Origin of the sequence: Microbacterium sp. (genome assembly GCF_051953575.1) — a bacterium.
Taxonomy (GTDB): domain Bacteria; phylum Actinomycetota; class Actinomycetes; order Actinomycetales; family Microbacteriaceae; genus Microbacterium.
Map to the genome: position 1 here is coordinate 24,053 of NZ_JBQCIP010000278.1, position 11,129 is coordinate 35,181.

7 protein-coding genes are annotated in these 11,129 nt (G+C 72.6%); 3 read left to right on the forward strand and 4 right to left on the reverse strand.

Annotation, left to right across the window (positions count from 1 at the left end):
* Positions 1-123: 123 nt before the first annotated feature.
* On the reverse strand, positions 124-912 hold the full coding sequence (locus ACTHNQ_RS17365) for a DNA-formamidopyrimidine glycosylase family protein (RefSeq protein ID WP_440335202.1): 789 nt from the start codon (positions 910-912) through the stop codon (positions 124-126).
* Positions 905-5,683, reverse strand: a complete 4,779-nt coding sequence (locus tag ACTHNQ_RS17370) for an Lhr family ATP-dependent helicase (RefSeq protein WP_440335203.1) — start codon at positions 5,681-5,683, stop codon at positions 905-907. Before ACTHNQ_RS17370 ends, ACTHNQ_RS17365 begins: the two co-directional genes overlap by 8 nt.
* Positions 5,684-5,795: 112 nt before the next feature.
* On the opposite strand from ACTHNQ_RS17370, the gene ACTHNQ_RS17375 reads away from it, so the two are divergent.
* A complete protein-coding gene (locus ACTHNQ_RS17375; RefSeq protein ID WP_440335204.1) occupies positions 5,796-6,245 on the forward strand; it encodes a hypothetical protein in 450 nt (149 codons plus the stop codon).
* 19 nt (positions 6,246-6,264) lie between these two features.
* Here ACTHNQ_RS17375 and ACTHNQ_RS17380 read toward each other — a convergent pair whose 3' ends face one another.
* On the reverse strand, positions 6,265-6,447 hold the full coding sequence (locus ACTHNQ_RS17380) for a PspC domain-containing protein (protein ID WP_440335205.1): 183 nt from the start codon (positions 6,445-6,447) through the stop codon (positions 6,265-6,267).
* 202 nt (positions 6,448-6,649) lie between these two features.
* Between ACTHNQ_RS17380 and ACTHNQ_RS17385 the strand changes: the two genes are divergently transcribed.
* Together ACTHNQ_RS17385 and ACTHNQ_RS17390 are read left to right on the forward strand one after the other, a co-directional pair.
* Positions 6,650-7,132 carry a hypothetical protein gene (locus ACTHNQ_RS17385; RefSeq protein ID WP_440335206.1) on the forward strand — a complete coding sequence of 161 codons (483 nt, stop codon included), beginning with the start codon at positions 6,650-6,652 and terminating at the stop codon, positions 7,130-7,132.
* On the forward strand, positions 7,129-9,264 hold the full coding sequence (locus ACTHNQ_RS17390; RefSeq protein ID WP_440335207.1) for a bifunctional polysaccharide deacetylase/glycosyltransferase family 2 protein: 2,136 nt from the start codon (positions 7,129-7,131) through the stop codon (positions 9,262-9,264). The genes ACTHNQ_RS17385 and ACTHNQ_RS17390 overlap by 4 nt, the downstream gene beginning before the upstream one ends.
* 44 nt (positions 9,265-9,308) lie before the next feature.
* Here ACTHNQ_RS17390 and ACTHNQ_RS17395 read toward each other — a convergent pair whose 3' ends face one another.
* Positions 9,309-10,964 (reverse strand): ABC-F family ATP-binding cassette domain-containing protein, encoded by a 1,656-nt coding sequence (locus tag ACTHNQ_RS17395; RefSeq protein WP_440335208.1) that lies wholly within the window; start codon positions 10,962-10,964, stop codon positions 9,309-9,311.
* Positions 10,965-11,129 lie beyond the last annotated feature (165 nt).

An 11,129-nucleotide genomic window follows, 5' to 3' on the forward strand; every position in this document is an offset into this window, starting at 1 on the left:
ATCGTCCGGGCGTGCGTGAACCCGCGGAATCCGCGATGTTTCAACGAGAAGTCGAACGATGGATGCCGCACCCCGACGGATCGGACGACAGATCGTCCGTTGCACCATCGTGACCTGCGCGCGTCAGCGCTGGCAGGTGGGGCACCAGAACACGATGCACTCGCGCGTCGGATCCGCGCCCAGCGCGCTGCGCTCGATGAGGGTGCCGCACCGCCGGCACGGGCGCCCTTCGCGGCCGTACACCCAGTTCGTGCGCCCGCGGCGGGCATCGCCGGTGAACGTCCGGTCGACGCGATCGCGGTTGGCGCGGATCATTCGCGCGCCCAGGTCGACGAGGGCGGCGGCATCCACCTCGTCCGCCGGGGTGGTGGGCAGGATGCCGCGCACGAACAGGATCTCGTTCGCGTACTCGTTGCCGAAGCCGGCGATGCTGCGCTGATCCTGCACCGCCACGTGGACGGCGCGCGTGTCGGCGTGCAGCCGGCGGGCAGCCTCTTCGGGGTCCCACGTGTCGGAGAGCGGGTCGGGGCCGAGGTAGCCGACGAGGTCCTCCTCGGCGGCGGTGGGCACGATCTTGATGTCGGCGAGGTCGAACCCGACGGTCTCCCATTCGCTGCCGTCGGGCGCCGTCGCACCGATCACGGCGCGCGCCCGGAACCCCGGGGCTCGCCAGCGCTCACCGCGTCGGTACACGTGCCACTCGCCCTCCATCTTGAGGTGCGAATGCAGCGTCCACGTGCCGATGCGGTGCAGCAGATGCTTGCCGCGGCTCACGACCCCGTGCACGACCTCGCCGCGCAGGTCGACGGTCGCAGCTTGCGGCACCCGCAGTTCGAACCGGGTCACCGTGGCGCCGGCCAACGCGCGATCGAGCCGGCGGGCGGCCTGGAAGACGGTGTCGCCCTCAGGCACGAGCGCCCCGCACCGCGTCGCCGGCGGTCACTCGGCGGAGCGTCAGCCCGCGGGGGGATTCCACGAAGCCGGCGTCCCGCAGCGTGCGCCCGATGCCCGTGCCATGGACGAACGCGCCGTTCACCTGCTCGATCGTCAGGGTGTCGAGCCGTCGCGCCTGCGCCGTCGCGGCGAGGTCGCGCGTGGCGGCGGCGAGCACGGCCTCGTCGCCGGTGAAGGCCAGAGCCGACTTGCCCCCGCGTTCCAGATAGAGGGCGAGTGCGCCGTCGACGAGCACCACCAGGGCGCCCGCCTTGCGCCCGGGCCGGTGTCCGACACCTTCGAGCCCGGGCCAGGCGAGCGCGGCGCCGTACGGGTTGGCGGGATCCGTCGCGGCGAGCGTCACGGCCCGCAGCGGCGGCGGGTCGCTCAGCCCGGCGAACTCGCGCAGCCGGTCGACCGTGGCGGAGGCCGCGAACTGCGCAGCGCCGAGCTTCTCGATCACGTAGCCGCGACGGCAGTGCCCCGCCTCTTCGAACCCGGCCAGCACGCGATACGTCTGGGCGAACCCGCCGGGCACGCCCTCGGACTGCACGGCGCCCCGCGTGACCACGCCGTAGCGGTCGAGCAGCAGGCTCGCCGTCGCGGTGGCTCGCAGCGCCGGGTCCGCCTCGGGCGCGGGCAGCAGCGACCATCGGCCGCCGACCGCCGGCGATCGCGTCGGGAGGGATGCCGACACCGACCGCATCGCCACGCTCATGCTGCCCGGCGTGCCCCGGTAGAGACGGGCGCGCGGCGTGCGCCTGCTGACGCGATGCGCCTGCGATCCGCCCGACACGAGGGACCGCACGGGCGCGAACGTGTCGTTGGTGACCTTTCCGGACCAGGCGAGCCGCCACAGCGCCTCGTTCACGGACTGCTCGTTCTCGGCGCCCGTGGTCTGTCGCAGCTGCGCGGCGAAGTACGCGCCTCCGCCCTCGAGCGCCGCGAGCAGCTGCGCGTCGAGCGAGCCGGGTGCGGGCGCCTCCGCCTCGTCGGGCAGTGCGATCGTCAGCGGCAGGGCGTCGGACGGATGCAGCGCGATCCAGCCGTCGCGGCCGGGCAGGCCGCCGTGACCCGACCACACCACCTCGCCCGTCGAGGTCAGCTCGTCGAGCATGGCCGGCGTGTAGTCCGCCACGCGGGCGGGGAGGATGAGCGACTCCCACGCGCTCGCCGGGACGGGCACGCCGGCGAGCTGCTCGACGACCGCGACCACTCCGTCGATGCCCTCCAGCGGACGCGTCACGTGCTGCCACACCGGCAGGAATCGCCCGTAGGCCTGCTGCGACACGGGCTCGACGGTGCCGCGGATGGCGGCGAGCGACCGCATCCGCAGCCGTCGGAGCACTTCGCTGTCGCACCATTCGGCGTCGTCCGCCGCGGTCGTCGTCGCGGTCTCGGGCAGGAAGTACCCCGATGCCACGCGCCCCTGCGATTCGAGGCGCTGCAGGGTCAGGCGTGCGACCGCGATGCCGACGCCGAAGCGGTCGGCGGCGGCATCCGCCCGGAAGGGGCCGTGCGTGCGGGCGTACCGCGCGACGAGGTCGCCGAGCGGATCGGCGACCGGTTCGAGGAACGCGGTGGGGATGCCGACAGGCAGGGCTACGCCCAGCGCATCGCGCAGGCGCCCGGCGTCTTCGGTCGCCGCGACCCGGCCGACACCGGCGATCGTGACCGGGATCGCGCGGCGCGAGGCGATGAGGGTCTCGAGATGACCGGCCGCCTCTTCGTCGGACGCGGCGTCGGCACCCTCGCGGGACTCCAGGCGCGCGGCGACCTCGGCGGCGTCGAGCGGGCCGAGCAGGCGCAGCAGGTCGGCGACGCCCTCGACTCCGCGGGCGCGGCGCTCGGGGTCGAGGTGCTGCGCCTCTCGCTCGAACTGCGCGATGACGTCCGGGTCGAGCAGCTCCCGCATCTCGACCTTGCCGAGCAGCTCCGACAGCAGCGCCGGGTCGACCGACAATGCGGCCGCGCGGCGCTCGGCGAGGGGCGAGTCGCCCTCGTACATGAACGCCCCGACGTAGCCGAACAGCAGGTCGCGCGCGTACGGCGACGGCTGTGCGGGTTCGGTCTCGATGAGCCGGATGCGCCGTTCGCCGATGCCGCGCATGAGGCGCAGCAGCGACGGCACGTCGTAGACGTCCTGCAGCACTTCGCGCAGCGTCTCGAGGATGATCGGGAACGTCGGGTACCGACGCGCGACTTCGAGCAGCTGCGCCGACCGCTGCCGCTGCTGCCACAGCGGCGTCCGCTTGCCGGGGTTGCGCCGGGGCATGAGCAGGGCGCGCGCGGCGCATTCGCGGAAGCGCGAGGCGAACAGCGCCGACCCGCCGACCTCTTCGGTGACGATCTGGTCGAGTTCGTCGGGGTCGAAGACGAACAGGTCCGCGCCCGGCGGCTCGGCGGTGGCATCCGGGATCCGCGCGATGATGCCGTCGTCGCTGGCGACCGCCGAACCCTCGACGCCGAGGCGTTCGCGGATGCGGGCGTTGACGGCCAGCGCCCACGGCGCGTGAACCTGCATGCCGTAGGGGGAATGCAGGATGACGCGCCAGTCGCCGACCTCGTCGCGCCCTCGCTCCACGGTCAGCTGGCGGTCGGTGGGCAGCGTGCCGGTGGCCTCGCGCTGCTCGGCGAGGTAGGCGAGCAGGTTGTCCTGCGCGAACTCGTCGAGCCCCGCCTCGCGCAGCCGGGCCTCGGCCTTGTCGGGCTTTGCCGTCGACACCTCGCGCGAGAACCTGCCGAGGGCCTCACCCAGTTCGGCGGGGCGCCCGATGCCGTCGCCGTGCCAGAACGGCACCTTGCCCGGCTGGCCGAACGCGGGCACCACGTTGACGCGGTCGTGCGTGATCTCGACGATGCGCCAGCTGGTCGTCCCGAGCGTGAACACGTCGTTGACGCGCGACTCGTAGACCATCTCTTCGTCCAGCTCGCCGACGCGTGCGTTCTGCGACTCGCCCGCCACGAAGACCCCGAACAGGCCGCGATCGGGGATCGTGCCGCCGCTCGTGACCGCGATGTGCTGCGCGCCGGGGCGCCCGGTGAGCACGCCGAGGTCGCGGTCCCATACGACGCGGGGTCGCAGCTCGGCGAACTCGTCGGAGGGGAACTTACCGGCGATGAGGTCGAGCGTGGCCTCGTACGCCGAGCGGGGGAGCGAGCGGAACGGCGCGCTGCGCTTGAGGGTCTCGTACCAGCCCTCGACGTCGACCGGGCCGACCGCGGCGGCGGCCACCGTGTGCTGGGCGAGGATGTCGAGCGGGTTCTGCGGGATCGCGATCGCCTCGATCTGCCCGGCCAGCATGCGCTCGGTGACGATCGCGGTGTGCAGCACGTCGCTGCGGTGCTTCGGGAACAGCGCCGCCCGGCTCACCTCGCCGACCTGGTGTCCGGCGCGTCCGATGCGCTGCAGGCCGGATGCCGCGCTCGGCGGGGCCTCGACCTGGATCACGAGGTCGACGGCACCCATGTCGATGCCGAGCTCGAGGCTCGAGGTCGCGACCACGCACCGCAGGAGGCCGGACTTCAGCTCCTCCTCGACCTGTGCCCGCTGCTCCTTCGACACCGAGCCGTGGTGCGCCTTGGCGAGCACGGCGTCGGCTCCCGCCGTCGCACCGGCCTGCGCCATCATCGCGGCGGGGACGGACTGCTCGGGCAGGTCGAGCCCGAGCCGCTCGGAGTAGATCTCGTTGAGACGCCCGGTCAGCCGCTCGGCGAGGCGCCGCGAGTTGCAGAACACGATGGTCGACCGGTGCTGCAGGATGCGGTCGACGATCGCCTCCTCGACATGAGGCCACACCGAGCCGGTCATCTCGGTCTCGCCGGCGCCAGAGGCGCGGCGGCCCGACGACCCGTCGGCGAACCAGTCCTCGTCGATCGGCTCGTCACCGGAGTCCGGTGACGCCGGGGCGTCCCCGTCGTCGGAGAGGAACGGGCTCGGGGGAGGCGGCGGGTTGAGCATGTCGCCGATCGGCACCACGACCTTCATGTCGAAGGCCTTCGTCGCGCGCGGAGCCACGATCTCGACCGGCTCGGCGCCGCCCAGGAACCGCGCCACCTCGTCGATCGGCCGCACCGTGGCGGACAGGCCGATCCGCTGCGCGGGCGGTGCGTCGGGCGCGAACGACCGCCGCAGCGCGTCGAGACGCTCGAGGCTGACCGCCAGGTGCGCACCGCGCTTGGTCGCCGCGACGGCGTGGACCTCGTCGACGATCACCGTGTGCACGTCGCGCAGCGTCTCGCCGGCGCGGCTCGTCAGCATGAGGTAGAGCGACTCGGGAGTCGTGATGAGGATGTCGGGCGGCGCCTGCACGAGCTTGCGCCGATCGCCCGCCGGAGTGTCGCCCGAGCGCACGCCGACGGTGACGTCGGGCACCGTCAGCCCCAGTCGCCGGGCCGACTGCCCGATGCCGACGAGCGGAGACCTCAGGTTGCGCTCGACATCGACGCCGAGCGCCTTCAGGGGCGAGATGTAGAGGATCCGGGTGGCCGGGGGCGCGGCATCCGTTCGCTTCTTCTTCGGAGCGGGAGAAGCGGATGCCGTCGCCGCGGCCTTGTCGTGGAACACCCGGTCGATCGCCCACAGGAAGGCCGACAGCGTCTTGCCCGAACCGGTCGGTGCGACGACGAGCGCGTGCTTGCCGACCGAGATCGCCTGCCAGGCGCCCTTCTGGGCCTCGGTGGGGGCGTGGAAGGCGCCGCGGAACCAGTCCTGCGTGGCAGGACCGAATCTCTCGAGGACGTCGGCCATCACTCCATCTTCGTCGCCTGCGCCGACATCGGGCCAGGATCGCGCGAACGACGGTCGCGTAAACTCGCACCCGCGTGTCTCTCCCCGCACGCGTTCACCGCTGAGGAGCGTGATGGATCCGACGCCTTCGAGCGGGTCGGAATCGGCGACGCCGCCCACCCGCCGAGCCGCCGCCGTGCAGACAGCGCGCGAACTGTCGCGCTCCCGCCGAGTGCAGACGTTCGGGCTGGGCGCCCTGTGCGGTGCGCTCGGACTGTCGCTGCTGCTGGTCGTCACGACGATCTTCGCCGTCTCGCAGCGGTCGGATCCGCTGCCCGCCGACCCGGCGCCTGTCTCGGAGGAGCGCGTCTCGACGCCGACCCCCACGCCTCCGGCGCCGACCCCGTCGCCGGACCCGGCCGTCGCGCCCGTGGAGGAAGCGGATGCCGCGCCCGAGGCCGAACCGGCACCCCCGGCGACTCAGGTGCCCGCACCGGCCCCCGCGCCCGAAACGGAGCCGACGCCGACGCCCACGGCGCCCGGGAACAGCGGGAACGCCCCGGGCCACAAGAAGAAGCCCTGATCGAGCGGGCTGAGGGGAATCACCCCTCGTTCGGGATCAGGATCCACAGGATGATGTAGGCCCACAGCGACAGGCCGAAGAAGATCACGGCGATCGCCGTGAGGATGCGCACCAGCGTCACGCTCCAGCCGAAGCGGTTCGCGACGGCGGCGCAGACACCGGCGATCAGGCGTCCCTGGCGGGGTCTCATGAGTGCGTTCATGTCATCCATCCTCCCTGTCGGGCGCCGTCGGCACATGGGGGAGAACCCCCAGATCTTCCGGGGCGCAGGCCGCGGCATCCGCTTCCCGGCGCGTGAGAGGTCCATGAGGAAGCGACGCTCGACCCACGATTCTCAGAGGGCGCCGCATATGCTCCCTGCGGGCGCGCATCCCGGGCGCGCCCACCGCCCGAGGAGCGTGATGGTGACCGATCCCTCGCGCGGGTCGGAGGCGCCTGCCCCGCTCACCCGCCGTAGCAGTCCTGTGTTCGTGGACCGCAGCGGTCGTCGGCTGCGCCGCATCCGTGCGGCCGCGATCGCCGGCATCGCCGCGGTCGCGCTGTCGCTCGCTCTCGTCGTCGTTTCGGTGATGGGCGTGCCGACCGTCGTCTCGCCGCTGCTTCCTTCGCGCGCCCCTGTCGCCGATGCGTCGACCCCTGTGCAGCCGCTGCCGCCGGCATCCGATCCGGCACCGACGAGCCCGCCGACGCCGGTGGACGGATCGACGGATGCTGCGCCCGACGCGGCGGATGCGCCCGTTGCCTCGGAACCGGCGCCCGCCGCAGTGGGGTCGCCGTCACCGGTCGCCACGGCGACTCCCGGGAACGCGCCGCCCGCCGAGGATCGCGGCAACAGCGAGACCGCACCCGGTCGGGCCAAGGCTCCGACGGAGCCCGCGAAGCCGTGACGGCTGATGTCATCACGCGGCGGCAGCACCGGTCGACCGCGCGGGCAGCGAGGACGCGTGTGCACTGGGTCGTGCTCGGCGCGGTGCTGGTGGCGTTCGCCGCGGCTCTCGTCGTGCACGGCTACGTGCACGCGGGCGAGGCGCGTTCGGGGACCGCCGCCGTCGACGCGCGCGCGGACGAAGTGCCCGCGGGCGTCGCCACCGGGGACCCGGTCATCGACCCGACCGAGGACCCGCCGCGCACCGCCGCGCCCGCCGACCGCACCGTTGCGCTGACGTTCGACGACGGCCCCGACCCGCGTTGGACGCCCGAGATCCTGCGGGTGCTGCGGGCGCACGGCGCGACCGCGACGTTCTTCGCGGTCGGTTCAGCCGTCGCCGAGCACCCTGGTCTCGCGCGCGACATCGTCGCCGGCGGCAACGAGATCGGCCTGCACACCTTCACCCACCTCGACCTCGGCGCGGCTCCCGCGTGGCAGCAGAGTCTTGAGCTCGCGTCCACCCAGCGGGTCATCGCAGCGGCCACCGGGGTCGGAGCGACCTGGTTCCGCCCGCCGTACAGCTCGACCCCGGCAGCGGTGACCAACGACGTGTGGAGGGCGGTCGAGGCGGCGGGCAGCGACGGCTACGTCTCGGTGCTGACGACCCTCGACACCCGCGACTGGACGAGACCCGGCGTCGATGCGATCGTCGCAGCGGGCACACCCATCGGCGACGACGGCGCGGTGATCCTCATGCACGACGGCGGCGGGGACCGCAGCCAGACCGTCGCCGCGCTCGACGAGCTGCTCACCGCCCTCGAGGTCCGTGGCTACACCGTCAGCTCGGTGAGTGACGCGATCGGCGTCACCGCCGAGGCGCCCGAGGCGACGTGGTGGGACCGGGCCGCCGGTTGGGCGACCATCGCCGCAGTGCGCGCAAGCGACGTCGTGGTGTGGGCCCTCACGTGGGCGCTCGTGGTGAGCGGGATCGTGGTGCTCCTGCGCGCCGTGCTCGTGATGGGCGCCGCCGTGCGCCACGTCCGCCGCGTGCGGCGGGCTCCGGTCTGGACCGACCCGCCGGTCGCCGAGCCCGTGTCGGTCATCGTTCCCGCCTACAACGAGTCCGCCGGCATCGAGGCGGCGGTGCGATCGATCGCGGCATCCGATCATCCCGTCGAGGTCATCGTCGTCGATGACGGGTCGACCGACGGCACCGCCGATCTCGTCGAGCGCTTGGCGCTGCCGCGCGTGCGGGTCATCCGCCAGCCGAACCAGGGCAAGCCGGCGGCGCTCAACACCGGCATCCGCGCGGCCCGGCATGAGCTCATCGTGATGGTCGACGGCGATACGGTCTTCGAGCCCGAGACCGTCCGGCTGCTGGTCCAGCCGTTCGCGGATCCGAAGGTCGGGGCGGTGTCGGGCAACACGAAGGTGGCGAATCGGGGCGGACTGCTGGGGCGCTGGCAGCACATCGAATACGTCGTCGGCTTCAATCTCGACCGCAGGCTCTTCGATGTCGCGGAGTGCATGCCCACGGTTCCCGGCGCGATCGGCGGGTTCCGACGCAGTGCGCTCGAGCGGGTAGGCGGGGTCAGCAGCGACACTCTCGCGGAAGACACCGATCTCACCATGGCGCTGTGCCGCGACGGGTGGCGGGTGGTGTACGAAGAGCAGGCCCGCGCGTGGACCGAGGCCCCGCAGACGCTCGACGCCCTGTGGAAGCAGCGGTACCGCTGGTGCTACGGAACGCTGCAGGCGATGTTCAAGCACCGCAAGGCGGTCGTACAGGGCGGCGCCGCCGGCAAGCTGGGGCGGCGCGGCCTCGGGTACCTGCTCGTGCTGCAGGTGCTGCTGCCATTGCTCGCACCCGTCGTGGATGTCTTCGCCCTCTACGGACTCGTCTTCCTCGATCCGGTGCGGATCATCGCGCTGTGGGCGGCGTTCATGCTGGTGCAGCTGCTCATGGCGTGGTTCGCCTTCGCCCTCGACGGCGAGTCACCGCGGCCGCTGTGGTCCCTGCCGCTCCAGCAGGTGGTCTACCGGCAGTTGATGTACCTGGTGGTGATCCAGTCGGTGTTCACGGCGCTCGCCGGCACCCGCCTGCGCTGGCACCGCATGGAGCGCTACGGCTCTCTCGCGAAGGCGGCCTGAGGCGCGGCATCCACCCCTTTCGAAGAGTGGATGCCGCACCCCGGCTACTGTTCTGTCAGCTGCCCGTCGCGGTCGAGCTCGAGCGTCAGACTGACGCCGATCCGCTCGAGGAATGCGTCGTCATGACTGACGACGAGCACCGCGCCGCGGTAGGCGGCGATCGCGTCGACGAGCTGGTCGACCGTGTCGAGGTCGAGGTTGTTCGTCGGCTCGTCGAAGACCAGCAGCTGCGGCGGCGGGTCGGCCAGCATGAGCCGCGCCAGCGCCACACGGAACCGCTCGCCGCCCGACAGCGTCGCCACCGGCCGCTCGACCGCGGCTCCTCGGATGAGGAACCGGGCGAGCCGGTTGCGCAGCTCGACGATCCCCACCTGGGGCGCCGCGGCCGCGACGTTGTCGAGCACCGAGGCCGATTCGTCCAGCCCGTCGACGCGCTGCGGCAGGTAGCCGACGCGGTCGGTGTGGAGCGTTCCGTGCGGAGAATTCAGGAAGACCGTGCCGTCGGTGGGGCTATGAGCCCCTTCGCCCGGCGTGTCTCCTGAATCCTCGACGGCAGCCCCGACCAGCCGCTCCAGCAGCGTCGTCTTGCCGGCGCCGTTCGGCCCGATGAGGGCGACCCGTTCGGGGCCCTGGATGATCCAGGACCGCGATCCGTCGCCGAGCGTGGCGATGCGCCGGCCCGCGGGCACGCCGGGGTCGGGCAGGTCGATCTTCATCGAGGCGTCGTCGCGGACGCGGCGGCCGGCGGCATCCAGCGCTTCGCGGGCGGATGCCTCGCGCTCGGCCTTCTCACCGCGCAGCTTGCCCGCCGAGACCTCGGCGGCCATGCGTCGTCCGTTGGCCACGATCTTGGGCACGCGTTTCTCCACGAACGCCTTGTCGCCCATGGCCTTCCGGCGCGAGATCGTCGTCTCGGCCTCGATGCGCTGGCGCTTCTCGCGCTTGAGCGACTGCTTCGCGGCGCGCTCGGCGTCGCGGGCGGCATCCTGCTCGGCATCCAGCCAGGCGCGCCATTCCGAGTACGGGCCGCCGAAGACCGACAGCTCGTTCGCGTACAGCTCGGCCGTGTCGTCCATGAGCTCCAGCAGCGCGGTGTCGTGACTCACCACGACGAGCGCGCCGCGCCAGGAGCGGACCATGTCGTGAAGGCGGGCCCGCGCCTCGCGGTCGAGGTTGTTCGTCGGCTCGTCGAGCAGTGTGATGGCGGCGCCGCGCAGGCGGATGCCGGCGATCGCCGTGAGCACGGCTTCGCCGCCCGACAGCTGACCGACGCTGCGGTCGAGCATCTCGGGCGCCAGACCCGCCTCGGCGAGGGCGACGTGGGCCCGCGCCTCGACGTCCCAGTCCGAGCCGACCACGTCGAAATGATGCGGGTCGACGTCCCCGGACTCGATCGCGCGCAGGGCGCGCAGCGTGTCGCCCACCCCGAGCAGATCGGCCACGGGCCGTTCCACGTCGAGGGTCAGCCGCTGAGGCAGGTAGGCGGCATCCGATGTCCGGGTGATGTGCCCGGCCGACGGCGCGAGGTCGCCGGCGATGAGCCGCAGCAGCGTGGACTTGCCGGAGCCGTTGCGTCCGACCAGCCCGGTGCGGCCGGTGCCGAACGAGCCGGAGACGTCCGAGAGGGCGGCGGTGCCGTCCGCCCAGGTGAGGGAGACGCGATCGAGGACGATCGCGGGAGCGAGGGTGTGAGTGGGCATGAGGACTCCTGTGTCAGTAGTGCGCTGACACCGGGGGTCGCAGAGCCCTCGTTCCTCCGGGCAGGCCGGAGGGGGAGGTGAAGCGGCCGATCGACGGGCCAGCGCGAAATCTTCAAGCGCTGGTGGGTCGTGGAACGACGGATCAGCGCGATTACAGCGCGGTCG